General features: G+C 36.8%; 29 protein-coding genes. All 29 read right to left on the bottom strand.

Features of this window, described 5'->3' with window-relative positions; genetic code table 11:
• Nucleotides 1-17: 17 nt before the first annotated feature.
• Nucleotides 18-1082, bottom strand: coding sequence for a protein-glutamate methylesterase/protein-glutamine glutaminase (locus CKJ95_RS05700; RefSeq protein WP_099352438.1), 1065 nt, complete (start codon nucleotides 1080-1082; stop codon nucleotides 18-20).
• A 10-nt stretch (nucleotides 1083-1092) separates the two neighbouring features.
• The gene (locus CKJ95_RS05695; RefSeq protein ID WP_099352437.1) at nucleotides 1093-1962 is read right to left on the bottom strand and encodes a MinD/ParA family protein; all 870 of its coding nucleotides are present in this window, start codon (nucleotides 1960-1962) and stop codon (nucleotides 1093-1095) included.
• On the bottom strand, nucleotides 1959-3137 hold the full coding sequence (flhF, locus tag CKJ95_RS05690; protein WP_099352436.1) for a flagellar biosynthesis protein FlhF: 1179 nt from the start codon (nucleotides 3135-3137) through the stop codon (nucleotides 1959-1961). Before flhF ends, CKJ95_RS05695 begins: the two co-directional genes overlap by 4 nt.
• Nucleotides 3134-5170 carry a flagellar biosynthesis protein FlhA gene (flhA, locus tag CKJ95_RS05685; RefSeq protein ID WP_099352435.1) on the bottom strand — a complete coding sequence of 679 codons (2037 nt, stop codon included), beginning with the start codon at nucleotides 5168-5170 and terminating at the stop codon, nucleotides 3134-3136. The genes flhF and flhA overlap by 4 nt, the downstream gene beginning before the upstream one ends.
• Before the next feature lie 71 nt (nucleotides 5171-5241).
• Nucleotides 5242-6324, bottom strand: a complete 1083-nt coding sequence (flhB, locus tag CKJ95_RS05680; RefSeq protein ID WP_099352434.1) for a flagellar biosynthesis protein FlhB — start codon at nucleotides 6322-6324, stop codon at nucleotides 5242-5244.
• Nucleotides 6325-7101, bottom strand: coding sequence for a flagellar biosynthetic protein FliR (fliR, locus tag CKJ95_RS05675; protein WP_099352433.1), 777 nt, complete (start codon nucleotides 7099-7101; stop codon nucleotides 6325-6327).
• Nucleotides 7102-7105: 4 nt separating this feature from the next.
• On the bottom strand, nucleotides 7106-7375 hold the full coding sequence (fliQ, locus tag CKJ95_RS05670) for a flagellar biosynthesis protein FliQ (protein WP_099352432.1): 270 nt from the start codon (nucleotides 7373-7375) through the stop codon (nucleotides 7106-7108).
• A 15-nt stretch (nucleotides 7376-7390) separates the two neighbouring features.
• A complete protein-coding gene (gene fliP, locus CKJ95_RS05665; protein ID WP_099352431.1) occupies nucleotides 7391-8056 on the bottom strand; it encodes a flagellar type III secretion system pore protein FliP in 666 nt (221 codons plus the stop codon).
• On the bottom strand, nucleotides 8053-8700 hold the full coding sequence (fliO, locus tag CKJ95_RS05660) for a flagellar biosynthetic protein FliO (RefSeq protein WP_099352430.1): 648 nt from the start codon (nucleotides 8698-8700) through the stop codon (nucleotides 8053-8055). Before fliO ends, fliP begins: the two co-directional genes overlap by 4 nt.
• A gap of 73 nt (nucleotides 8701-8773) precedes the next feature.
• On the bottom strand, nucleotides 8774-9136 hold the full coding sequence (locus CKJ95_RS05655) for a response regulator (protein WP_099352429.1): 363 nt from the start codon (nucleotides 9134-9136) through the stop codon (nucleotides 8774-8776).
• 18 nt (nucleotides 9137-9154) lie between these two features.
• Nucleotides 9155-10372, bottom strand: a complete 1218-nt coding sequence (gene fliY, locus CKJ95_RS05650; RefSeq protein WP_099352428.1) for a flagellar motor switch phosphatase FliY — start codon at nucleotides 10370-10372, stop codon at nucleotides 9155-9157.
• Nucleotides 10365-11366: a flagellar motor switch protein FliM gene (fliM, locus tag CKJ95_RS05645; protein WP_099352427.1), complete on the bottom strand. Its 1002-nt coding sequence runs from the start codon at nucleotides 11364-11366 to the stop codon at nucleotides 10365-10367. Before fliM ends, fliY begins: the two co-directional genes overlap by 8 nt.
• 39 nt (nucleotides 11367-11405) lie before the next feature.
• Nucleotides 11406-11831, bottom strand: coding sequence for a flagellar basal body-associated protein FliL (gene fliL / locus CKJ95_RS05640; RefSeq protein ID WP_099352426.1), 426 nt, complete (start codon nucleotides 11829-11831; stop codon nucleotides 11406-11408).
• Nucleotides 11832-11852: 21 nt separating this feature from the next.
• On the bottom strand, nucleotides 11853-12047 hold the full coding sequence (locus CKJ95_RS05635; RefSeq protein WP_099352425.1) for a flagellar FlbD family protein: 195 nt from the start codon (nucleotides 12045-12047) through the stop codon (nucleotides 11853-11855).
• Between the two features lie 42 nt (nucleotides 12048-12089).
• Nucleotides 12090-12869: a flagellar basal body rod protein FlgG gene (gene flgG, locus CKJ95_RS05630; RefSeq protein WP_099352424.1), complete on the bottom strand. Its 780-nt coding sequence runs from the start codon at nucleotides 12867-12869 to the stop codon at nucleotides 12090-12092.
• Nucleotides 12870-12951: 82 nt separating this feature from the next.
• Nucleotides 12952-13323, bottom strand: coding sequence for a TIGR02530 family flagellar biosynthesis protein (locus tag CKJ95_RS05625; protein WP_099352423.1), 372 nt, complete (start codon nucleotides 13321-13323; stop codon nucleotides 12952-12954).
• An 11-nt stretch (nucleotides 13324-13334) separates the two neighbouring features.
• Entirely contained in the window at nucleotides 13335-13802 is a 468-nt protein-coding gene (gene flgD / locus CKJ95_RS05620; protein WP_306475355.1) for a flagellar hook assembly protein FlgD, read from the bottom strand.
• Nucleotides 13803-13808: 6 nt separating this feature from the next.
• Entirely contained in the window at nucleotides 13809-15104 is a 1296-nt protein-coding gene (locus CKJ95_RS05615) for a flagellar hook-length control protein FliK (protein WP_257215719.1), read from the bottom strand.
• A 39-nt stretch (nucleotides 15105-15143) separates the two neighbouring features.
• Nucleotides 15144-15716 carry a MotE family protein gene (locus tag CKJ95_RS05610; RefSeq protein ID WP_099352420.1) on the bottom strand — a complete coding sequence of 191 codons (573 nt, stop codon included), beginning with the start codon at nucleotides 15714-15716 and terminating at the stop codon, nucleotides 15144-15146.
• An 8-nt stretch (nucleotides 15717-15724) separates the two neighbouring features.
• On the bottom strand, nucleotides 15725-16168 hold the full coding sequence (fliJ, locus tag CKJ95_RS05605; RefSeq protein ID WP_099352419.1) for a flagellar export protein FliJ: 444 nt from the start codon (nucleotides 16166-16168) through the stop codon (nucleotides 15725-15727).
• Nucleotides 16169-16173: 5 nt separating this feature from the next.
• The gene (gene fliI, locus CKJ95_RS05600) at nucleotides 16174-17490 is read right to left on the bottom strand and encodes a flagellar protein export ATPase FliI (RefSeq protein WP_099352418.1); all 1317 of its coding nucleotides are present in this window, start codon (nucleotides 17488-17490) and stop codon (nucleotides 16174-16176) included.
• A gap of 3 nt (nucleotides 17491-17493) precedes the next feature.
• On the bottom strand, nucleotides 17494-18255 hold the full coding sequence (gene fliH / locus CKJ95_RS05595) for a flagellar assembly protein FliH (RefSeq protein ID WP_180271420.1): 762 nt from the start codon (nucleotides 18253-18255) through the stop codon (nucleotides 17494-17496).
• The gene (fliG, locus tag CKJ95_RS05590) at nucleotides 18248-19267 is read right to left on the bottom strand and encodes a flagellar motor switch protein FliG (RefSeq protein ID WP_099352416.1); all 1020 of its coding nucleotides are present in this window, start codon (nucleotides 19265-19267) and stop codon (nucleotides 18248-18250) included. Before fliG ends, fliH begins: the two co-directional genes overlap by 8 nt.
• A gap of 11 nt (nucleotides 19268-19278) precedes the next feature.
• Entirely contained in the window at nucleotides 19279-20874 is a 1596-nt protein-coding gene (gene fliF, locus CKJ95_RS05585; protein WP_099352415.1) for a flagellar basal-body MS-ring/collar protein FliF, read from the bottom strand.
• Nucleotides 20875-20909: 35 nt separating this feature from the next.
• Nucleotides 20910-21209: a flagellar hook-basal body complex protein FliE gene (gene fliE / locus CKJ95_RS05580; protein ID WP_099352414.1), complete on the bottom strand. Its 300-nt coding sequence runs from the start codon at nucleotides 21207-21209 to the stop codon at nucleotides 20910-20912.
• 10 nt (nucleotides 21210-21219) lie between these two features.
• Nucleotides 21220-21663, bottom strand: coding sequence for a flagellar basal body rod protein FlgC (flgC, locus tag CKJ95_RS05575; protein ID WP_099352474.1), 444 nt, complete (start codon nucleotides 21661-21663; stop codon nucleotides 21220-21222).
• Nucleotides 21664-21671: 8 nt separating this feature from the next.
• Nucleotides 21672-22067, bottom strand: coding sequence for a flagellar basal body rod protein FlgB (flgB, locus tag CKJ95_RS05570; RefSeq protein WP_099352413.1), 396 nt, complete (start codon nucleotides 22065-22067; stop codon nucleotides 21672-21674).
• Between the two features lie 327 nt (nucleotides 22068-22394).
• A complete protein-coding gene (codY, locus tag CKJ95_RS05565) occupies nucleotides 22395-23174 on the bottom strand; it encodes a GTP-sensing pleiotropic transcriptional regulator CodY (protein ID WP_099352412.1) in 780 nt (259 codons plus the stop codon).
• Between the two features lie 22 nt (nucleotides 23175-23196).
• Nucleotides 23197-24594: an HslU--HslV peptidase ATPase subunit gene (gene hslU, locus CKJ95_RS05560; RefSeq protein ID WP_099352411.1), complete on the bottom strand. Its 1398-nt coding sequence runs from the start codon at nucleotides 24592-24594 to the stop codon at nucleotides 23197-23199.
• Between the last annotated feature and the right edge of the window lie 9 nt (nucleotides 24595-24603).

The raw sequence follows: 24603 nt of genomic DNA, 5'->3' as shown, positions 1-24603 counted from the left end.
TATCAACACCCCTTTACTTATGAAAGGCTAAGTACGGTCCTTGCTATATCCTCTAAATTTTCAACTCTATCAACTAAATTTGCTTCAATAGCTGCCTTTGGCATACCAAACACAATAGAAGTTTCCTCCGATTCTGCTATTGATACAACCCGTCCAGTCTGTTTTAGTTTTATTAATCCGCTTGAACCGTCCGTTCCCATTCCTGTCATGATGATAGAAATGGTTTGAATTCCCTTGATTTCACTAATTGATTCAAACAGGACATCAACAGAAGGTCTGTGTCCATTCCGTATTTCACTCTCATCGATATTGACAGCGAGCATTGAGCCAAGCTTTTTTATTTTCATATGATAACCACCAGGGGCTATATATGCTGTCCCGGCCTTTAACATTTCCCCATCTTCAGCTTCTTTAACGGTAATATTACATAAACCATTGAGCCTGTTGGCTAAAGATTTAGTAAAACCCGCTGGCATGTGCTGAACAATAACAATTGGTACCGGATAATTTTTCGGAAACTGTGAGAGGACCTGTTGCAAAGCCCGAGGTCCCCCTGTGGAAGTACCCATGCAAACAATTTTATTACTACTTTTATTTAGTTCTAGGTCTATTTTACTATAATCTACTATTCTATTATTAGAAATTTCTTGTATTTTTGTTGGACATTTAAGTAATCTTACGTTTATTTTTCCAGCATTCAGTACTTTTGTTACAATTTCATTTTTTATCAGGTGAAGATCAATAGAAATAGGTCCTGATGGTTTTTGAATAAAATCAACAGCTCCATTTTGAATCGCAAGTAATGTTTTGTCTGCTCCTACTATTGTTGTGCTTGAAAGCATTACAACTGGACGAGGATGTTCATCCATAATCCGTTGTAATGCTTCAATTCCGTTCATTTCAGGCATTTCAACATCCAATGTTACAACATCTGGATTGAGTTTTTCAATTTTGTTCAGGGCATCCATTCCATTTCTCGCTGTTCCAATAACGTTTATTCTTGAATCTTCCTGAAGGAAATTTGAAATAAGCTTCCTCATAAATGCTGAATCGTCTACAATAAGAACATTTATTTTTGTCATTGCTAAACTCCTATCTACCACGTACGAAAAAACGTTGTAACTTTGATATAAAGGACGTATGTTGATTTTTCTCCTGATTTATTTCACTACCAAGATAATTTTTGCAAATATCAAGTAAATTTTTGCTGATTACTGATTTAGGGGCATATAGTAAGAATGGCTCTTGGTGACTGACTGCCTTTTGCACGGTTTTGTCATCAAGCAATACACCTAGTAGGTTGATCTCTTTTATTAGGAATTGCAGAACAGCCTGTTTTAATCTTTTCAAGGTTTGCATTCCTTCAGATTCATTATCAGCTCGATTCACAATCAAATACATAGGGATCGATTGGTCAAATAAACAAATATATTTAATGACTGAGTATGCATCTGTAATAGAGGTTGGCTCAGGTGTGGTAATGACAAATATTTCGTCCATTGCCATAAGAAATTTAACACTTTCCTCGGACATACCAGCGCCCATATCAAAAATAATGTAGTCATAATCATGTAGTACGGATTGTAATTGGTCAATTAAATACTGCGATTTGCTTTCATCCAGCTTAAAAAGCGAAGGTAAGCCATTACCACCCGCAATATAGTCAATGCCATTTGGACCCTTGATTAACAGATCTGTTATCGATAGATTTTTTTCAAATAAGTCCACAATCGTATGGTGGGCTGTTATTCCCATTAAAATATCAATATTCCCCATTCCAATATCCATATCAAACAACAAAGCCTTCTTACCAAATTGTGATAGGGCAATGGAAAAATTCAATGAGAAATTGGATTTACCAACTCCACCTTTTCCACTGATTACAGCTATTGTCTTCGGTTGGTCTTGTTCGTTATTCATCGATCCTAGCTTGTTACGAAGAGCTGTAGCTTGGTCTATCATGATTCATCGACTCCAAGGATAGTATTAGTGATAAGATCTGGCGTAGCCACGACAATATCATCTGGCACATTTTGACCATTCGTTAAATATGCGACACCGATACCAGAATCAGCAATTAAATTGACCATCGCTCCGTAGTTTGCCGTTTCATCCACTTTTGTAAATATGAATTTGGATATTGCAATTTTAGAAAACTGTTCATAAATCACTTTCATGTCGCTCATTTTTGATGTTAGTGAAAGCACTAAAAATGTTTCCATATCATTTGAAAAATGGATTAAATCATTCAAATCGTCAATATATTTTACATTTCGGAAGTTCCTGCCTGCAGTATCAATGAATATAACATCATAATCCTTATAGGCTTCCTTTGCTTTTTTAAAATCATCAAAAGAATAACAAACCTCAACAGGAGCACTAAGAATTTTTGCATATGTTTTTAGTTGCTCAATTGCAGCAATTCGAAATGTATCTGTTGTAATAAAGGCAATTTTCTTTTTGTCCTTCAACATGCTGTCTGCTGCAATTTTAGCAATGGTCGTAGTTTTTCCAACACCTGTTGGACCAACCACATTAATATATTTTTTTTGAAAAGTTAAGCCACCGTATTCAACTCCGGAAATGACAGAAGCCATACAGTCCTTTGTCCATTTCTTGACTTCTTCAAATGATGCTTTTCCTGAATTCATGTACCATTTTTCCATTAAGGTAGACATCATTTCTTTTCGAATCGATGGATCGATTTCTTGATCGACCAACAATTGATTTATTTCCTGCAAAGGTGCTGGATAAGGACTACTATCCACAGATAATTCTTTTATTGCCGCTCTTAGTTCTTTCATTTCTTTTACGAGTTTAGGTGTCGACTCTGACGGTTCTTTTGCTTGTGGTGTATTTACAGGTTTGGTAACCTCTTGTTTAATTGGGATTGGTTCAGATTTAATATCAATAACCGCTGGTTTTTTATTTTTTTCTTTCGGTTGCATTGTTTGATTCTTAGGGATATCAGAATCAATAGCTGCTATCACTTCAAAATTCTTTTTTCGAAAAAGGCCGAAAAACCCTCTCGTTTGAACAACCTTAGAATTTAAGATCACCGCATCACTACCTAATTCGGCACGAATCATTTTCATTGCTTCTGGCATGGTAGTAGCTATATATTTTTTTACCTTCAATCTATATTCACCACCCCAACACTTTGAACTTCAACATTCGCCTCAAGCTCGTTATAAGAAAGTACAGGAACTTGCGGAAAATATCGTTCAATTAATTGTCTTACATACATTCTGACCGCTGGAGAACATAGTAAAATCGGAGTTTGCTCTTGTATACTAACACTTTCGATTTGTTTCGCTATCGCTTCAATGATGGATTGTGACACATTTGGATCAATTGAGAGATAGTTTCCATGTTCTGTTTGTTGAACACCATCTGCGACAAACTTTTCAACTCTACCTGATAGTGTTACAACCTTCATTGTTTCACCTTGAACAATGTATTGATTGGTTATTTGTCTCGCAAGCGATTGTCTAACGTATTCAGTTAATAAATCTGTATCAGTTGTCATTCGTCCAAAATCGGCGAGTGTTTCAAAAATGATAGGCAGATTTCGAATTGACACATTTTCCTTAAGTAATTTAGCTAAAACCTTTTGAACATCTCCTACTGCTAGTGGGTTTGGAGTAACCTCATCTACTAATATTGGGTATGATTCTTTTAGATGGTCAATCAGTTGCTTTGTTTCTTGTCTACCCAGTAATTCATTGGCATTCCTTCGGATAACTTCAGTAATGTGTGTTGACACAACAGAAGGAGGGTCAACGACCGTATATCCTAGCATTTCTGCCTGATCTTTCATATCCTCAGATATCCATTTTGCCGGTAAGCCAAAAGAGGGTTCGATAGTATCGATTCCTTCAATCGAATCATCCTCATAACCTGGGCTCATTGCTAAAAAGTGATCAAGTATAAGTTCCCCTCTTGCCATTTCACTACCTTTAATTTTCAAGCGATATTCGTTTGGTTGTAATTGAATATTATCCCTAATTCTAACGACTGGGATCACTAACCCCAACTCAATCGCCAATTGTCTACGGATCATCACGATTCTGTCCAGAATATCTCCACCTTGGTTTGTATCAGCCAATGGTATCAATCCATAACCGAACTCAAACTCAATGGGGTCAACATTTAACAGACTCACGACGCTTTCTGGACTTTTTAAATCCTCTACTTGTACTTCTTCTTCAGTGTCAGGCTCTAATTGAGTCTCCTGATCCTTACTTTTAGAAATCATATAGGCACCAATAGCTAAAAAACTTGAGATAGAAATTGTTAAAAAATCATGGATTGGAGTAAACAAGCCTAAAAGGAAAATCGTCCCTGCAGTCACATATAGCATCTTTGGATATGCAAATAATTGCTTTGTAATATCTGTTCCTAAATTACCTTCAGACGCAGCACGAGTAACCACAATCCCTGTTGCTGTTGAAATTAATAGAGCAGGAATCTGACTAACAATACCGTCCCCTACAGTTAAAAGGGTAAATTTAGAAAGCGCCTCTTGGAATCCCAAGCCATGCTGTGTCATTCCGATGATAAACCCAAAAATCAAGTTGATAAGAACAATAATAATCCCTGCTATTGCATCCCCTTTTACAAACTTACTTGCCCCGTCCATTGCCCCGTAAAAGTCTGCTTCTCTACTTACTTTATCACGGCGCTCGCGGGCCTCAGTGTCAGAAATCATACCAGCATTTAAATCAGCATCGATACTCATTTGTTTCCCTGGCATTGCATCTAATGTAAAACGTGCAGCAACCTCAGAAACACGTTCAGAACCTTTTGTAATAACAACAAATTGAATAATTACAAGAATTAAAAAGACAACAAATCCAACGACCACATTCCCACCAACAACAAAGGTACCAAAGGTGTGCACAACCCCACCGGCATCCCCTGTAGCGAGAATAGATCTAGTTGTCGAAACGTTTAACCCTAATCTAAATAAGGTTAATAGAAGTAATAAAGAAGGGAAGATTGAAAATTGAAGTGGTTCCTGCATATTCATTGAAGTTAAAAGAACTAACAATGCAAGAGAAATATTAACAATAATTAAAATGCTTAGCATCCAAGATGGAAATGGAATAATAAGCATCGCAACTATTAAGATGACACTTAATAAAACTGATAAATCTCTTGCTCGCATTGTTTTCTCTCCTTTAAGTCAAAAAACACATAAGTTGATGAGGAATTTGTAATAATTTCTTATAAAAATTTTTATATCTTTTCTTTCAAGCGGTACACATAAGCAAGTATTTCGGCTACCGCCTTAAAATACTCTTCTGGTATCGCGTCCCCAATGTTGGTCCCGGCATAGAGGGCTCTTGCAAGAGGACGGTTTTCGATGGTCGTGATTTCATCCTCTTTTGCAATTTCCTTAATTCGCCCAGCAACAAAATCTACACCTTTTGCAACTACAAAGGGAGCATCCATTTTCGATTCATCATATTTTAAAGCAATTGCATAATGAGTTGGATTTGTAATAATGACATCTGCTTTTGGCACCTCTTGCATCATTCGACTCATTGCCATTTCACGTTGCTTTTGCTTAATTTTTGATTTAATCAGGGGGTCTCCTTCCGTCTTCTTATATTCATCTTTAATATCCTGCTTAGACATCCTTATGTTTTTTTCATAATCATAACGTTGATAAAGATAGTCTAAGAACGATAAGAATAAAAGTGCCCCACCCGCAAACAACCCCATCTGAACTGTAAGTTTGGCAAGAACAATCAGTGCTGCTCCAACGGTTTTCTGTGACAAAGACAAAATATCTTCCAAGCGGAACCAAAGAATCGAAATCGTAACGCCACCTACGATAACAATTTTTAAAATTGATTTAAGCATCTCAACAAGCGCACGTATCGAATAAATTCGTTTAAATCCTTGAATCGGATCAAGCTTATTTAACTTCATTTGAATCGCTTCTGTTGAAAATAAAAAACCAACCTGCATAAGGTTCGCTGCAATTCCAACGATAAGTGCTACTAGCATAATCGGCGCTAATATAATTGCTGCCTCTAACGATAGTTCAATAAAAATTTCTTGAACACTCTGTTCAGTCGGTGTAATCAATAAATAATGGCTAAATGAATGGCTTATAAAAGTTAAAATACGATCTAAAATGAAACCCCCAAAAACAAGCAGTGTAAAAAAGATCGAAATCAGCAGGAGGGCGGTGTTAATATCTGCACTCTTTGCAACCTGCCCCTTTTTTCTAGTTTCTTGACGTTTTTTAGGAGTGGCTTTTTCTGTTTTTTCACCTGCAAAAAATTGCAGGTCAAGACGAACAAAATACATCTAGCTTCCTCCTAATAGTTCCATTAAACCTCGCATCGTAAATAACATATTGTCTACCAGATTTCCCACGAGCATAAAAATCATCGTCATCGCGATAAATAATACAACAAAACTAACCCCGATTTTTAACGGCAGACCTACAACAAATACATTTAATTGTGGGACTGTTCTCGCCACTATACCTAGAGCAATATCTACTAAAAATAATGCGCCAACGACTGGCATTGACATTTGAAACGCAATGATAAACATTGTACCGAAGGCTTTTAGAACAAATTCCACTATATTTTCATCACCAAATGGCAAAGTTGGTTGTTCCATTGGGATAAATTCATAGCTATAGAAAATTCCGTCCAACAATAAATGATGGCCATTAATAGCCAATAAAAAGAGGAGTGCAAACGTATATAAATATTGTCCCATCAATGGACTTTGCGCCCCCGTTTGTGGATCAATAACATTCGCGATGGCAAACCCCATCTGAAAATCTATAAAGCCTCCTGCAATTTGAATCGCAGCGAAAATCATATAAGCTGTTAACCCAATTAGGAGACCTACCATAGCCTCTTTAAGAATTAACATGATAAAAAAGCCATCAATCTGGAGAATTGGTTTTTCCATAGATAAGAACATAATCCAAGAAATAAAGAAAGCAATTCCGATTCGATGTGATGCCGGCAAAGTCCGATATGAAAACAATGGCATCGTTACAAAAAAACTTGTTACCCTCACTAGTACAAGTAAAAAGGCAGGAAAATAGGTATATACCTCAGTCATTTTTTTACCCTACAAATCTTGTTAAATTACTAAATATATCATGCGTATATGCGAGCATCCTTGACAGCATCCACGGTCCAAAAAATACCAAACCGACTAGAACGGCAATAATTTTGGGGATAAATGCTAGAGTTTGCTCCTGAATTTGGGTTGTGGCCTGGAACACACTAACTACCAGCCCAACAACTAATGCCACTAATAAGAGCGGACCACAAATCATTAAAGTCGTATATACACCTTTTTCTGCTAAAGAAATAACTGCTTCAGGACTCAAACTGTTCACCTACTCTTAGAAGGTCTGTAATAAGGATTTAACAATTAAATACCACCCGTCCACAAGGACAAATAATAATATTTTAAACGGCAAAGAAATCATGACTGGTGGAAGCATCATCATCCCCATGGACATGAGGATACTTGCAACAACCATATCGATTACAAGGAACGGAATAAAAATCATAAAACCAATTTGGAACGCTGTTTTAAGCTCACTAATCGCAAAAGCTGGTACCAAAGCGGTCAATGGAATATCCTCTATTGTTTCCGGCCTATCAGCTCCTGAGTAATTTAAAAATAACTCCAAATCCTTCTGCCGGGTATGTACACTCATAAATTCCTTGAACGGTAAAGAGGCACGATTATAGGCTTCCTCTAAATTAATTTCCTCATTAAACAAAGGGGTTAAGGCTTGTTCATTGACCTCACTTAATGTCGGCGCCATCACAAAGAAGGTTAAAAACAATGCCAGTCCGATCAGGACCTGATTTGGAGGCATTTGTTGTGTCCCAAGTGAAGTTCGAACAAATGACAACACAACAATTATCCGTGTGAAACTCGTCATTAAGATTAAAATACTAGGACCTAGTGAAAGAACAGTCAAAAGAAGTAGAAGTTTAACTGATGTCGACACATTTTCAGGGGCACTAGTATTAAAAAACTCCATAAATTCATTCATTCTTTACTAGACTCCTTATTTTCAAGTTGCTCGACAATTTTCTTTCTCCCTTGTTTTAATTCTGATAGTTGTTTTTGTAACATTGTGGAAAAATGAGTTTGGTCCCCTTCTTTGACTTCTTTTCTTTTTTGAATTATCCGATTAAGAATATCTCTAGGCTGAATCATGGAATCCAATGATGCATTATGCTGTTCCAAAATTTCATTAATTTCATCCGTGTCTTTGATTTCCTTGAGAAGTTGAACGGTATCTCCAACCCCCACTACTAAAATCCGATCCCCAATCTTTACAATTTGAATGGATCGGTTTGTTCCTAAACTGGTCCCGCCTAGATTCTCAATAAACCTATGCTGATTAAACATGCGATTTCTTTTATTGACAAATTTTAATAAAAGGTAAATGAGTGCAATAACAAATAACGTTGTAAAAATCATTTTAAAAAAATCGCCGGCTGTTAATTCATTGGCAGGTTCTGCGTTATCAATAGCATCTTTTTCCTGCTCTTTATCTACTTGTTTTTCTTCGTTTCCAAGTGCATCACTTACACTTTTATCAATATGACCATCTTCAGCTTGTACAGGAAAAGTGACAAGCAAGGCATGAAAGAAGATAAGTGCAAGCATAACTTTTTTGATATATTTCAATTTTGTTGCCACTCTCCTGAATAAATAGAATTACAAGGCTTACTATGGTGTTACATTGTTCGATAAATTATTGTTAGCTTAGCGTTTTGCTGATTGCTTCAATCACACGGTCTGCTTGAAATGGCTTTACAATAAAATCCTTCGCACCCGCTTGGATGGCATCAATAACCATGGCTTGTTGACCCATAGCTGAACACATAATAACTTTTGCATTTGGATTTATTTTTTTAATTTCTTTTAATGCTGTAATTCCATCCATTTCTGGCATAGTAATATCCATTGTTACAAGGTCAGGTTGGGTTTCTTTATACTTTTCAACAGCTTGAGCCCCATCGGCTGCTTCTGCTACTACTTCGTATCCATTTTTAGTTAGGATGTCCTTAATCATCATTCTCATAAATGCTGCATCATCTACAATAAGAATTCTGTGTGCCATTAGAATAGCCCCCTACTTTTAATTCAATTTTTTTATTCGATCACTTTGGCTAATAATATCGGTGATCCTAACACCAAAGTTTTCTTCAATGACAACTACTTCACCTTGTGCGATAAGTTTCCCATTCACTAAAACATCTACCGGCTCACCCGCAAGCTTATCCAACTCAATAATTGAACCCGCTGACAATTCGAGAATTTCTTTAATAGAACGTTTGGTTCTACCTAATTCGACCGTAACTTGAAGTGGAATATCGAGTAACATATTTAGGTTTCTAGATTCAGCTTCTTGTAAATGGATCGATTCAAATTCTGAGAACACCGCAGGTTGGATTTCGGGTTGTTTCGCCTGGAATCCTCCTAGATGCTGCGGACCACTATTTGAAACTGGATGATTATATTCAGGTTGTTGAACCTGCTGAGTCGGTTGATAGGGTGTATTTTGTACAACACGGTGATCAGTATTGTTTTGATTCTGCATTAACATCTCATCGTCAACAAGCGAAGACGATCGCTCCTTTGTTGGGGCTACCACCTCTGCCTGTGGGGAGATAAGTTCTCCAACAAGGTCTTTTCCAAATTGTACTGGTACGAGCTGCATGATTGTGGAATCAATAAGTTCACCAATTTTTAATCGAAATGATATTTTAACTAAAATATCATCAAGTGGAAGATTTTCTACACCATTGCTATGGCTCATATCAAGCATGTCAATGCTAGGTGGAGAAATATCGATTTTCTTACTAAAGACCGTTGACATTGAAGTTGCGGCAGAACCCATCATTTGATTCATCGCCTCTTGAACAGCACTTAATTGAAGTTCTCCTAAGTTTGTTGGTGCTGCAAGTCCGCTTCCACCAAGCATCAAGTCAGCAATGATGGATGCATCACTTTGTTTAATGACTAACAGATTTGTTCCTGTAAAACCAGCTGTATAGTTTACATAGACCGTTACACATGGGTGTGGAAACTCATCTGCGAGTTGAGAGCTTTGAATAAGCGTTACATGTGGGGTAGTAATTTCAACCTTTTGGTTAAGTAATGTAGAAAGAGCCGTTGCCGAACTTCCAAAAGATATGTTCCCAATTTCCCCGAGTGCGTCCTGTTCAATTAAAGATAAAAAATCCTCGATAAGGGGTCTATTATCGTCTGCTACCGGTTCTTCGTTGTCTAAGTCTGCTGTACCTCTAAGTAATGCATCTATTTCATCTTGAGATAGCATATTACCATTATTCATCTTCACTGCCCCCCTCTTTTATTTCCTTTAGGATTTGAATGGCTTGTTTCTTATTTACCTTACCAACCTGCGCATAAAATTTCGGGATACCTTCAATTTTTACATTGATTGGCTGTTCAATCATTTTGTCAAGCTGGATTGTATCGCCAACGTCTAATAATAAAAACTCCTGGATCGCAATATTGGCTGTACCTAATTCTGCAACAATTGGTAGTTTTGTGTCTTTAAGATTGCTTTTAATAGTGGCCAGTTCCTCTGTATTCCGTTCTTTTCTAGGAGCTGTTTGCATCCAGTAATGTGCCGATAGTTTAGGAATAATTGGCTCAAGAATCACATGGGGAATACATATATTAATCATCCCACTTGTCTCACCAATTTGAGTATTTAGTGAGATAACAACAACCGTTTCATTTGGAGAAACCATTTGAAGGAACTGTGGGTTCACTTCAAAATCAGTTAAAATTGGGTCAACTTCAACTAAATTAGCCCATGCTTCCCTGGCTTGATCAAATGCTTTTTCGAACATATTGCTCATAATTTTTGTTTCTATTTCAGTTAAACTCTCAATCTTATTAATACCTGTTCCTTTACCTCCAAGTACTCGATCGAGCATGGCATAGGCAATATTAGGGTTGACTTCTAGTAAAACTCGACCTTCGAGTGGAGGCATTTCGAATACATTTAAAATGGTCATTTTGGGAATCGAACGTATGAATTCTTCATATGGCACTTGATCAGCTGTACCCACTGTGATTTGTACATACGTTCGAAGCTGAGCTGAAAAATAGGTTGTTAATAATCGTGCAAAATTTTCATGTATTCGCGTGATACTTCGAATTTGATCCTTAGAGAATCGAAGTGCCCTTTTAAAATCATATACTCTAACTCGACGCTCACTTTCTTCTTTCTTTAGTTCTTCCGGATTCATTTCACCGGTTGACAGGGCTGAAAGTAAGGCATCTATTTCACTTTGCGATAATATTTCACCAGGCAAGGTTCCACCTCCGCTCATTACGTCATTTAATTAATTTGGTTACTGCGGAAGAAAGGATGTCGCATAGACTTTAACGACAGTACCATTTTGCATTAATTCATTTATTCGGTCCTTTAATCTATTTTCAAGATTCACGATTCCTTCTTCACCTTTAAATTCTTCAGAAGTCATATTGGAAAGTTCCTTAATAATAATGTTGCTTACTTGGAATTCTCGTTTTTCCAATTCTTCTTTGCCTTTTTTACCATCTGTTTGAATGTTAAAGGATATACGGATATAATCATCACTTAATAGTTTTGTTGTGATTTCTGGAATTTCTACAGTCGCTTTAAGTACCTGATCAATCGATGGTTCCTTTTCACCTTCACCCGCTGTCACCTTCGTTAAAATGACAAACGCAGTGGTACCGACTAATGTGATCGTACTTAAAATGATGACCATTACCACAAGAAGCTTATTTTTCATAGCACCTTATCCTCCCAAGCATTAACGAAGGCCAAGTACATTTATTTTTTGATAAAATTCATGAACCTTCACATGTACATCCTCTTCTGTTTCTTTTACAACGAACTTTTTACCATTAGTTAAGGTAATGGTTGTATCAGGAAAGGATTCAACCTGCTCAATATATAATGCATTTAATGTAAACTTTTTATCATTTAATTTCGTTAAAGTTATCATTTTTCATCGGGGTTTTAGTGATGACTAAAACCCCTTACCCCCTTAACGTTTTAGGTTTACAAGCTCTTGAAGAATTTCATCGGATGTGGTGATGATACGAGTGTTCGCTTGGAATCCACGCTGAGCAACAATCATTTCAGTAAATTCTTCAGAAAGGTCAACGTTTGACATTTCAAGGGCACCAGCCATTAATTTTCCACTTCCCCCGTTTCCAGCTGTTACTGCTGTAGGAGTTCCCGAGTTGAGCGTTTCAATAAAAAGATTATCTCCAAATTTTTCAAGACCATCAGGATTCGCAAAAATACTGATTTCTAATGTTCCTGCCGTTTGTAAACTACCAGCATTGTCCACATAACTTACTACACCAGCTGAGTCAATACTAAAACTTTGGGCATCTGAAGGTATTGTAATATCTGGCACAACATTTAGTCCGCTACCATTTACTAATCTACCTGTTTCGTCTAAATAGAAGTTACCTGCTCTTGTATAAAAGTCAGTTGTACCGTCAGATACAGTAAAATAACCAGATCCGGAAATAGCTAAATCAAGTGGACGGTTAGTAGATTGAATACTTCCTTGTGTAGAAATAGTATCAATTGTAGATAATGTAGAACCTAAACCAACCTGTTTTGGATTCACACCGCCTCTTACACCATCATTTGCTTTTGCACCTTGAATCGTTTGACTCATCATATCGGAAAAAACTGCTCTCCCCTTCTTGAATCCGTAAGTATTAACGTTAGCGATGTTATTACCAATTACATCAAGCTTAGTTTGAAAGTTTTTCATTCCACTGATTCCTGAATACATTGAACGTAACATTTTATTTTCCCCTTTCAATTATAGGTGGCGTCTGTCGGTCGGCACACCTTGGCTCCCTGTTAAGGTCCAGCCTGATAAATGATTAATCTATAATAATGGTTCCATTTATATTGGTAAATATCTGAGAATTTGCTTCATCACGATTCATTGCTGTGATAACTGTATTATTTGGGACATTTACAATTAATGCTGCATTATTGGTAACGACCAATGAATCACGAATTCCCTTCGTTTTTGCTTCTGTGATTTTTGTTTGGATTTCTTTCCATTTAGAATCTTGAATGTTAATGTTTCTTTCATCTAATCTTTTTTGTGCATGCTTACTTATAACCAGGCCTGACTCTTTTGCTAGAGTATCTTTAAAAGAAATGGCAGGCTGCTCTCTATGCTGCACTTTGTTCCGCGTTTGTAATGACAAAGGATGATTTTGTATTTGTAAAATACGATGATCCATCTTTACACCTCCTATTCTTCCTCGTTAGAAGGTTCCTTCACTTTTAAAATTTCATCACTATAAATCGTAGTTCCGTCCTTCAACTCTAGCTCAATATATCCTGACTTTTGTGATACAGACGTTACAATTCCTTGTCCTTTATTGATGATTTCATTTCCATTCTCATCTTCAGTTTTAAAGCTGTATTCAACTTCTTTTCCTATCATAGAGCTATATTTTAAAAGCTGTTCACCCTTCTGGCTAGTCACGAGTTTCTCTAACGTACTATTCATATTTGTCATTTGTTCAAGTGAAGTAAAGGTTGCCATTTGAGCAATAAAATCCTTATCTTCCATTGGATTCATTGGATCTTGGTTTTGGAGCTGTGTCATTAAAATCTTTAAGAAATCATCTTTTCCTAAAACATCATTTCCAGTTTTTCTTTCTTGCTTTAGATTTGAAAGGTAAAGACTTGAATCTATTTTTGTAGTCACATTCATCACCACCTAAACTTTAATATTGACGAGCTCATCCAATAGAGCAGTTGTAAAGGAAACATCCTCATTAGGCTCTTGATTATCTTGTTGCTTCTGTTGTCTTCCTGATTGCTGACCTTGTTGTTCATTTTCTCTTTGCAGATTTCTTTCAGTTTGATACTGAAGCTGTGTTGAAACTTCAATTTTTTCGACCGAAATGTTTTGTGCTAAGAAAGAGTGTTTTAGGTTTGATAACTGTGACTCTACTAATTCCTTTGCCTGACTCGTTGAAGCTAAGATTCTTGCAATCATACCTGCTTCACTTTGAAGAATTTCAATTCGTAGTGAACCAAGATGTTCAGGATATAAGTTAATTAATAATTTCTGCTGTCCGCCACTATTCAAAAAGTTGCTTCTTGCTAGGATATTTTGAAACTGTTTAATGAATTGTTGCTGGTTCGGTAACGGTTTACTCGTTTGTTCAACGAATAAAGTAAACTGCTCAACCTTAGAAGGTTGGTTGGAACTGACATCAACTACAGAAATAGCTTCACTTGAAGTTCCTATAACTTGGTGTGTACTTGCTTTTTGCATTAACTTACCCGCTGTAAATGCCTGTGTCGTTTCAATCCCTTTAGGTGCCGCAAAATATCTCGAATGTACAGTTTGCAAGTATTGAAGGCGAGACTGAGATTCTGTTAATGGTTTCTCGACTAAAGAAGTCTTGTTTTCTAGCGATTGCATCAACTCTTGAATAAGTTTAATTGACTTTAAATCGGTTGGTTCCTTTGACACTTGAGGACTTTTAGTCAATTCCTCATTTGAAGCTATCTTCATTTGCTTTAACAGGTTTAATAGTTCGGCCTTATTGATGACAGGATTATCTTCTACTAAACGTGAAGCGACTAAAAGCAATGCAGATTGTTCAGCCTCTCCGTACGCTTGTCCAATTTCCAGTTTGATTTCACCATTTTGAATTGCAGTGATAAATCCTTTTATTTGGTCGACCAAATTAGATGGAAGTGTCCGAAATACATCTTCTAAAACAGCCAAATCGAATTCATCCTTTATAAAAGACTGAAATTCAGATAAAACTTGGTTGGTCGAATCCATAGATGAGGAATCCTCTTCATTTACTGCACCAAAACTAGGAGTATGGTTTAGCTTGGAATCTACGAAAATTTTAGGAGCGCCCTCTGTAATAGCATCTAATTTTTCCCGAAAAGACAATTGTAAAGTACTATTTCCTTGGAGTAAGCCATAACCCAGACTTGAATTAACAGCCTTTCTAACTGCTCCTGTTGATGGTCCCAAATTTACTACCATATTCACATTACTTCACCTCCCTTCAAGTCTAGCGGACCATTATTGGGTAATTAATTGAGTAAATTTCGCAGCATCCTCAGGCGACATTTTTTCAAAGATGGCGGCTAGTTTTTCTGTATCAATACTTGAAAGAATCTCCCTTGCCTCATCCTCTTGTAAATTCGGAATTATTTTTGCCGCATTTTTCGGTGACATCAGCTCATACATCTTGGTTAATTCATTTAATGATTTGCTTTTAGCTAAACGTTCTTCCTGGAGTTTTACAAGCTCATCTGAAAGGTTATTTATTTCATTTTCTAATGTTTCAATTTCATCGCTCTTTGTTACCAATTCGTTTTCTAATTCCGTAATTTTCGTTTCCTTTTCCTGTATCTCAGACTCTAAATCAGCGATTGCTATTTCATTCTCTTCTGGATTCTGCTCCTTTTTTTCATCACTAAAAAGAGAACTAATTGCTGGTACCTTGGCAACGACATCTTTCATTGCTCCAAGCGGCTTAAACCCAGTAACAGAAAGAAGTACAAAAACGACAACTAAAGTAAAGATAGACGGTATAAGAATGACAAACAGGAACCATTGAAATCTGCTGTATTCTTTTTCGTTTGTCTCCATTTGATCACCTATCTTCCTTTTGACATATATTGTTGGATTGAAATTTCATCCATCAAATGACTTTCTTGCATTTTTAACAGTCCCTCATGTACAGCAAAATCTTTTTCATGCATGATTTCGTATTTCTTAACCTCAATATTTTTTTCGGTTAGCAATGTTTGTAGCTGTTGCATTTTGTTTCTTGCTTTTATAACAAGATTTTGGTAATACATTATTGTTTTTTCTAAGCTAGTAATGAAAGACTGCTGTTGCCGAATACTCCGAATGGATAAGCCACTTTGTAGCTGCTGTCTTTGATTTTCTTCAAGTATTTCCTTCTTTTTTAATGTATCATATAAAGCTTCTGCAGCTTCTTCGAATTCTTTTACAGATGATTTATAATCTGAAAGTACTTGATTCTTCTCATTTTCTTTTATCGACATAACTTTTTGAAATTTGAACTTATAACTCATCTGTTTTATTCACCTTTTTCGGCCAATTGTGCCAATAAGTGTAAACTTTCTTCAAACGTAAATTTCTCATCGGTTTGTTGTTTTAAGAAAGAAATAATCTTTGGATAATACCTGATTGCTTCATCAACCTCAATTGAGGAACCCCTTTTATAAGCTCCAATATTGATTAAGTCTTCAGAATTGAGGTAAGTGGCCAAAATCCCTCTAATTTTTTCAGCATAAGATTTATGTTCGCTTGATGTAATTTGGTTCATTACACGACTAATCGATTTTAATACATTTATTGCAGGATACTGCCCTTTGTTAGCTAGATTTCGATCTAGAACAAAATGCCCATCAAGTATCCCTCGTACCGTGTCCGCAATCGGTTCATTCATATCATCACCGTCTACCAGTACTGTATAAAAAGCAGTAATTGAGCCTAAATGATTGGTACCAGTTCTCTCCAATAGTCTAGGAAGTGTTGTAAACACACTCGGTGTATATCCTTTCGTCGTTGGTGGTTCCCCAATCGCTAAGCCAATTTCTCTGCTTGCCATTGCAACACGGGTAACAGAATCCATCATTAACATGACATCTAGACCTTTATCTCTGAAATATTCTGCAATCGCTGTAGCAGTCATTGCTGCCTTGATTCGAAGAAGAGCTGGCTGATCTGAAGTTGCCACCACAAGAATTGACCTTTTAAGGCCCTCTTCACCCAAATCCTTTTCTATAAACTCTCTTACCTCTCGTCCACGTTCTCCAACAAGTGCAATTACATTGATATCAGCAGTTGTATTTCGAGCAACCATTCCCAATAATGTACTTTTACCAACACCACTTCCTGCAAAAATACCAACACGTTGTCCTTTACCAACCGTTAAAAGGGTATCAATCATTTTGACACCAACCTCGATTGGCTCTTGAATTGGAGGACGTGATAGTGGGTTAGGAGGATCCTGTTCAGTGGGAGCCGACGATAATCCTCTAGGCAGTCCACTTCCATCAAGGGGATGTCCTAACGGGTCTAATACTTTCCCAAGTAAACCCGCCCCTACCTTTATATCAAGTGGTTTACCAGTAGCTTCAACAATACTGCCTGGTGAAATATCCTTCACATTTGAAAAAGGCATTAAAATTACATGTTCCTCACGGAAACCGACTACTTCTGCTTGAATACATCTTTTATGTGTTAATCCCACATAGATATGACATAAATCCCCTATCGAACATTCCGGACCACGAGATTCAATCATTAAGCCAACAACTCTCGTCACCTTACCATAACGCTTATATGCATCGATTGTATGGATATGATCTAGCAGCTCGATTGCCTTCACAACCTATTCCTCCAATAGCAAAGCAAGAAGTTTTTCTTTTATCTCTGTAAGCTGAGTGTCTACACTTGCATTGATCTTTCCAAAGGATGATTCAATCACACAATCTGCTTCTTTGAAATCTTCATTCGGATAGATAAACAGATTAGTTTCCCGATTAAGGATGGCAATTAACTCCTCTTTTTGCTCCATTACATATGGAAAATAATGTGGGCTTACTTGAATTGTGATGTTAGAATGTTCCTTTACTTCTTTAGTCGCTTTTTTAACAAGAAAAACAAAATCCTCCGGTTTCTCAGAAAGATGAGACCCAATAATTTTTTCTGCTACTGTCAAGCCAAGCTTAACAATGACTTCTTCAGAAGAATCTAAGTATTGGTCATAATCTTGCTTTGATAGATCAATAATCTTACAAGCCTCAGCAAGTAAATCTCTATATTCCTGATACCCCTGTTCTCTACCTTCAATTAATCCAGCTTGGAAGCCATCTTCTGACGTTTTTTTGATTAACAGTTGTTTTTCTTCTTCCCATTCTCGTTTTTCCACTAATATTTGTTGCCTTAGTGAGTTGGAATAGGAAATCGCATCTTTCACAATTTTATCCGCTTGTTCTCTAGCCTCATCTAGTATCTTTTGAGAGACTAACTGTGGATTTGGCTGTGGATCGACTTGATTCGTTTCTTTTGTTTGTAGAACTCTAAGTCCGATGACTCTCTTAGGAGAATCGTTTGTAGTCTGCAATGAACCTGACTTAATAACGTTAGACAATAATATCATCTCCTCCGCCACGAGCGATGACAATTTCACCTGCTTCTTCGAGTCTACGGATAACCGTTACAATACGAGTTTGGGCTTCTTCAACATCACGCAATCGAACCGGTCCCATATATTCCATTTCTTCTTTAAATGTTTCAACCATTCGCTTCGACATGTTTTTAAAGACAATTTCCTTGACTTCCTCGCTTGCAACACGAAGGGAAAGCATAAGATCTTCATTCTCAACATCCCGAATCACGCGTTGGATTGCACGATTATCAAGTGTCACAATATCTTCAAATACAAACATTCTCTTCTTAATTTCTTCAGCCAGTTCTGGATCTTGTATTTCGAGTGCATCTAATATCGTTCTTTCAGTCGAGCGGTCAACACCATTTAATACCTCGACAACTGCCTCAATACCACCTGTTTGTGTATAGTCATGTGTCACTGTAGCAGAAAGTTTTCGCTCTAAGATTTGCTCAACCTCATTTATAATCTCAGGTGAAGTTCGATCCATAATGGCGATTCTTCTAGCGATATCTGCTTGAACTTCTTGTGGTAACTCAGATAATATTTGTGCAGCCTGTCTAGAATCCAAGTACGATAGAATTAATGCAATTGTCTGTGGATGCTCATTTTGAATGAAATTTAAAATTTGACCTGGGTCTGCTTTCCTTGCAAAATCAAACGGTTTAACCTGTAATGAAGACGTAAGTCGATTAATGATAATCCCTGCTTGCTCCTCACCAAGCGCTTTTTCGAGTACCGTTTTTGCATACCCAATCCCGCCTTGAGTGATATAATCCTGGGCCATCGCAATTTGATGGAACTCTTCCATAATTTGTTCTTTCGTATTTGCTTCCACCTTGCGAACGCCTGAAATTTCTAATGTCAGTTTCTCAATCTCTTCCTCTGAAAGATGCTTATACACTGAAGCCGAAACATCAGGGCCAAGTGAAATGAGGAGAATGGCCGCTTTTTGTTTTCCAGTAAGTCCATTTTGCATATCTCGTTTTGCCATTTCTCCACCTCCTACTCGTCCGCTAACCATGAACGTAATAATTTTGCAAAGTCCTCAGGTTTATCTTTCGCAAGCTTCTCCAATTGTTTTCTTCTAACCGTTGTATCCGATTCTTTTTCTTCATTAACATCTGGAATATGATTAAAGAATACAGGTTCTGATTGAGGAATTTCTTCTTCAATCTCTGTTTCTTTCTTTTTACGTAAAAATAAAAGTAATAGAATGATCAGGCCAAGGACTAAAATACCACCTACAATATAAACCCATAAAGGGATTGCTTTAATGGTAGGTGATTCAGTAACAGTGGTCGTTTTCCCACTAAATTCTTGAACTGAAACGACAATTTTGTCCTCGATCTCTTCTTGTGTTAATTCAGTATTTTCATCTTGGTTAATACTAGTACTTACGATAGTGCTCAATATTCTCTCAATATCATCGACACTTTCCTGTGGCATAGAGGTAGGATTTTTCGGGTCTGGCGCTTCAACCATTACCTGGATACCTAAATCTCTAATTTTATAAGGAGCTTCAACAATATTTTTTGTGATACGGTTCACATCTTTATTCACACGTTCTTCGATTCGTTCATAATCCCCATTACCAGCTTGTCCATCAGTATTATAGGAAGGAACATCTGTTTCTCCGGTCCCAACAACTCCACCAGCCTGAGCCCCTTCACCTGTAAAAGTTTCAGTAATACGTTCAACACTAATTTCGATTCCATCCATATTTTCAGGGTCAACGGGTGTGACTAAATTTTCTTGACGGTTTTCTTGTGTGAAATCAATATCCGTAGTAACAGAGACAAAAACCTTATCTGGTCCCATCATTGTTCCAAGCATCTGCTGTACCTGTCTTTGAATATCTCTTTCAATCTCACGTTTCAAATCAAGCTGTGAAGCTACGTTTCCTACAACTGATACATTTCCTTCATTTTCTAAGTCAAAATACTCAAAGTTTTGATTCGTTATGACGATATTATCAGTAGGTAAGTTAGGAATACTTTTTGAAACCAAGTGATATAAAGATTTTATCTGCTGTCCGTCCAATTTATATCCAGGTTTCGTGTTAAGAACGATTGATGCGGAAGCCTCTGCTTGGCTATCCTTCACAAAAATTCCTTCGTTGGGCATACTGATCATAACGTTCGCATCGTTTATCCCATCGATGCTCTTGATCATATTTGCTAATTCAGTTTGAGTGGATTCGAGTTTTAACATATTAAATTCATTATCGGTCATCCCAAAACCAGCATTTTGACCAAAAAATGAATAATCAATGTTACCACTATCTGGTATTCCTTCTGCCGCAAGTTCGACCATTAAGGGTTCTACCAATTCCTCTGGCACCTTAATGGTCGATCCATTATCCGCTATTTCAGATTGAATTCCCCTTGAATCTAATGTCGCTTTTATTTGTCCTGTTTCCTGTGGAGATAGATTGCTATACATAGGAACTAGGTTTGTTTTTGTGGTAAAAAACACAGTCAGCGAAATAATGAAAATGAAAAGCAATGGCAACCCAATTATTGTAGCTTTTTGAAAGCCGGATTGTTTTTTCCAAAACTCGCCTATTTTTGTCTTATATAATAGTAGTTTCTCTTTCATGACATACCCCTAAGTAGAATATTTAAAATCCCGGATTAAACCTGCATCCTCATGATTTCTTGGTATGCTTCCACAACTTTGTTTCGAATTTGAAGTGTCGTTTGCAATGACACACTTGCTTTTTCAGAAGCAATCATTACTTGGTGTAAATCTACATTTTCACCCTTAACAAGCTTTTCGGTCATTTTATCTGAAGTCTGTTGAGCTTCATTCACATTATTTATTGCATCTTTTAAAAAGCTGCTAAATTCCTTTTGAACAGCACTCGCAGTCTTTGGCTGTATAACAGGCTTCGACAAAACCTGCGATGTCGCAATATTTATCTTATCAATCATGCCTAATCACCTATTTTCCTATTTCTAAAGCTTTCATTAACATTCCTTTTGACGCATTAAAAACTGTTACATTCGCTTCGTAGGATCTAGTAGCACTCATCAGGTCGACCATTTCCTTTAGAGGGTCTACATTCGGAAGAGCCACGTACCCGTCAGCATTTGCTTCAGGATGGTCCGGGTTATATACGAGCTGAAATGGGGTTTGATCTTCGACGATACCTGTTACCTTAACGCCATTTCCTGCTTTTGATTGATTCATCGCTTTAGATAAGTGAGAGGAAAAGCTGTTACCTTGTGGCTGCTGAACAACCATTTTCCTTCTATACGGCTGCCACTGTCCATCTACAAGTTTCCCTCTTGTTGTATCCACATTCGCCATATTAGAAGAAATAACGTCCATTCTAAGTCGTCCCGCAGTTAGGGCTGAGCTACTTGCATTCAGGCTATGAAAAATTGACAACTTTAGTTCCCTCCTTTTACGACTGTTTTTAATGTATTGAATTTACCGCTTATTCTTTGTGTTATGGCATTATAATAGATTTGGTTTTCTGCTAGTAGTGCCATTTCCTTATCGATATCGACATTATTACCATTATGGTTATATGCAGTATCATTCTTTGCAATGAGCGGACTGTTCGAACGTTTGCTACTTGTAAATTCGATATGTTTTTCATTTGTTCGATTAGCTCTCATTAGGCTATCCGTCTCATTAGCAAGAAGATTTTTAAAGCTCACATCTTGCGCTTTATAATTTGGTGTATCCACATTTGCTATATTATTTGAAATGACCTTCTGTCTTAAAGCTGAATAATCCAAAGCTTTTTCAAGCGAATGTATTGTATTAGAAAAAAGTTTCATATAAACCCCTCACAAAAAAGTACTATCATCCGAATAAATATAACGAATCGTATTAACTCCTTTTTCATTGTAATGAAATTAATTCTATCTGTCTATGAAGCTTGCGATAAAAAGTGATATTTTTCGACAATTTAGGACTTTCTACTCATAGTTTCTGTTTATCATTATAGAATTTCATAGGAGGAGTTTCACGTGTTTTTTACAAATATCGTCAAGTACATATTTCCACTTCAAAAACTCGACAAATTATGTTATGAATCACTTTTATAATAAGGGATGCAAATAAAAAAACGAAGATGTGAAATCCATCTTCGTTTTTCTTATTATTTAATGTGATTTTAGTTTTTCTAATTCTAATAAGAATTTATCGTTTAGTACTTTAATGTAAGTACCTTTCATTCCTAGTGAACGAGACTCAATTACACCAGCACTTTCAAGCTTTCTTAATGCGTTAACGATAACGGATCTTGTTATTCCCACGCGATCTGCAATTTTACTTGCAACTAATAATCCTTCGTTGCCGTTTAACTCTTCAAAGATATGTTCAATTGCTTCAAATTCACTATAAGATAATGAACTGATAGCCATCTGAACAACAGCTTTGCTTCTAGCTTCTTCTTCAATTTCTTCTGCTTTTTCACGTAGAATTTCCATACCAACAACTGTTGCACCGTATTCAGCTAAAATTAAATCATCGTCTTCAAATCTTTCATCAAGTCTTGAAAGGATTAGTGTTCCTAATCGTTCACCACCACCGATAATTGGAACGATCGTTGTTAATCCATTTTTGAACAATTCCTTGTTCTCAATTGGAAAAGCAGTATAATCACTTTCAATATCAAGGTTAGATGAAGTTTCTTGGATGTTGAATAAGCTTTGTGTGTATTCTTCAGGGAAATGACGATCCTCAATCATTTTCTTAATTCTTTCATTTTCAATCGTTTGCTTGATAGCAAAACCAAGAAGTTTTCCACGACGACTTAATAAGAAGGTATTCGCTCCAATTACGTCGGTTAGTGTTTCTGACATTTCCTTGAAGTTAACTGGTTTACCTGCTGCATTTTGCAGCATTGCATTAATTTTTCTAGTTCTTTCTAATAATGGCATTTTCTTGTTCCTCCTGATAATCTTACAAAATAAACTGACTTAAATCTTTGTTTTTCACAATTGTACTCAATTTCTCATCGACATATTGAGGAGTAATTGTGATTTTTTCCATCGTAATGTCCGGCGCTTCAAATGATAAGTCCTCTAATAGTCTCTCCAAAATTGTATGTAGACGGCGAGCACCAATATTATCTGTATCCTGATTCACTTGAAAGGCAACTTCAGCTATCTTACGAATAGCATCGTCAGAAAATTCAAGTTGTATACCTTCTGTTTCTAATAATGCTGAATATTGTTTCAATAATGCATTATCTGGCTCAACTAAGATACGATAGAAATCATCTACTGTTAACTTAGTAAGCTCTACACGAATCGGAAAACGACCTTGTAATTCAGGTATTAAATCTGAAGGCTTTGACATATGAAAAGCTCCAGCTGCAATAAATAGCATATGATCTGTTTTGACAGAACCATATTTGGTAACAACTGTTGAACCTTCTACAATCGGTAAAATATCACGTTGGACTCCTTCTCTTGAAACATCTGCAGAAGAAGAATTATGACTTTTACCTGCAACCTTATCGATCTCATCAATAAAAATAATACCTGATTGCTCAGCACGATTTATAGCTTCCTGTGTTACTTCATCCATATCAATTAGTTTGGCTGCTTCTTCATTTGTTAAGACTTTACGAGCTTCTTTGACTGTTAATTTACGCTTTTTACGTTTTTTCGGCATGAGGTTGCTTAGTGCATCCTGCATATTCATTCCCATATTTTCCATACCAGAGCCTTGGAATAGGTCGAACATAGATGCCTGTTGCTCCTCTACTTCGACAGTTACATAATAATCCTCGAGCTCACCAAGTGCAAGTTTATGCGCCATTCGCTTTCTTCGTTCACTCAAACTTTCTTCTTCATTTGTTTTCTCGACTTCAGGCTCATTGTTATTGCCTCCAAAAAGCATCTCAAGCGGGTTTTTATAAGATGTTTGCTTTTTAGCGCTCGGGACAAGTAGTTCAACAATTCGTTTATTTGCATTTTCCTCAGCACGTTCCGATACTTGAATCATTTTATCCTCTTTAACGAGGCGAACTGACGTTTCGACTAAATCTCGAACCATTGATTCAACATCACGTCCGACATATCCAACTTCTGTAAATTTCGTTGCTTCTACTTTGATAAAAGGTGCACCAACTAGTTTTGCTAGTCGTCTAGCTATTTCAGTTTTACCAACTCCAGTTGGCCCGATCATCAAAATATTCTTGGGTACAATTTCATCTCTTAGCTTTTCATTAAGCAGGTTACGACGATATCGATTTCTTAATGCCACTGACACAGCTCTTTTTGCTTCATGTTGGCCAATAATGTATTGATCTAATTTTTCTACAATCTGTCTTGGGGTTAGATTCGTCTTCAAAGTAGTCCC

The sequence above is a fragment of the Fredinandcohnia onubensis genome, from assembly GCF_002734285.1.
In the GTDB taxonomy this organism is placed as follows: domain Bacteria; phylum Bacillota; class Bacilli; order Bacillales; family Bacillaceae_L; genus Ferdinandcohnia; species Ferdinandcohnia onubensis_A.
Note: the sequence above shows the minus strand (reverse complement) of the source record. Positions and strands in the feature narration are given on the sequence as shown.

Bases quoted from the DNA above. Each gene is read 5' to 3' on its own strand.
- fliF (WP_099352415.1), bottom strand. From the start codon at position 20,874: ATGAAAGAGAAACTACTATTATATAAGACAAAAATAGGCGAGTTTTGG.
- CKJ95_RS05615 (WP_257215719.1), bottom strand. From the start codon at position 15,104: ATGGTAGTAAATTTGGGACCATCAACAGGAGCAGTTAGAAAGGCTGTT.
- CKJ95_RS05610 (WP_099352420.1), bottom strand. From the start codon at position 15,716: ATGGAGACAAACGAAAAAGAATACAGCAGATTTCAATGGTTCCTGTTT.
- fliR (WP_099352433.1), bottom strand. From the start codon at position 7,101: ATGACTGAGGTATATACCTATTTTCCTGCCTTTTTACTTGTACTAGTG.
- fliG (WP_099352416.1), bottom strand. From the start codon at position 19,267: ATGGCAAAACGAGATATGCAAAATGGACTTACTGGAAAACAAAAAGCG.
- flgG (WP_099352424.1), bottom strand. From the start codon at position 12,869: ATGTTACGTTCAATGTATTCAGGAATCAGTGGAATGAAAAACTTTCAA.
- CKJ95_RS05695 (WP_099352437.1), bottom strand. From the start codon at position 1,962: ATGATAGACCAAGCTACAGCTCTTCGTAACAAGCTAGGATCGATGAAT.
- CKJ95_RS05655 (WP_099352429.1), bottom strand. From the start codon at position 9,136: ATGGCACACAGAATTCTTATTGTAGATGATGCAGCATTTATGAGAATG.
- flgD (WP_306475355.1), bottom strand. From the start codon at position 13,802: ATGAATGTGACTACAAAAATAGATTCAAGTCTTTACCTTTCAAATCTA.
- fliJ (WP_099352419.1), bottom strand. From the start codon at position 16,168: ATGAGTTATAAGTTCAAATTTCAAAAAGTTATGTCGATAAAAGAAAAT.
- fliP (WP_099352431.1), bottom strand. From the start codon at position 8,056: ATGAATGAATTTATGGAGTTTTTTAATACTAGTGCCCCTGAAAATGTG.
- flgB (WP_099352413.1), bottom strand. From the start codon at position 22,067: ATGAAACTTTTTTCTAATACAATACATTCGCTTGAAAAAGCTTTGGAT.
- fliL (WP_099352426.1), bottom strand. From the start codon at position 11,831: ATGAAAAATAAGCTTCTTGTGGTAATGGTCATCATTTTAAGTACGATC.
- fliY (WP_099352428.1), bottom strand. From the start codon at position 10,372: ATGAATAATGGTAATATGCTATCTCAAGATGAAATAGATGCATTACTT.
- codY (WP_099352412.1), bottom strand. From the start codon at position 23,174: ATGCCATTATTAGAAAGAACTAGAAAAATTAATGCAATGCTGCAAAAT.
- CKJ95_RS05700 (WP_099352438.1), bottom strand. From the start codon at position 1,082: ATGACAAAAATAAATGTTCTTATTGTAGACGATTCAGCATTTATGAGG.
- fliE (WP_099352414.1), bottom strand. From the start codon at position 21,209: ATGATTGATAAGATAAATATTGCGACATCGCAGGTTTTGTCGAAGCCT.
- flhB (WP_099352434.1), bottom strand. From the start codon at position 6,324: ATGTATTTTGTTCGTCTTGACCTGCAATTTTTTGCAGGTGAAAAAACA.
- CKJ95_RS05625 (WP_099352423.1), bottom strand. From the start codon at position 13,323: ATGGATCATCGTATTTTACAAATACAAAATCATCCTTTGTCATTACAA.
- flhA (WP_099352435.1), bottom strand. From the start codon at position 5,170: ATGCGAGCAAGAGATTTATCAGTTTTATTAAGTGTCATCTTAATAGTT.
- CKJ95_RS05635 (WP_099352425.1), bottom strand. From the start codon at position 12,047: ATGATAACTTTAACGAAATTAAATGATAAAAAGTTTACATTAAATGCA.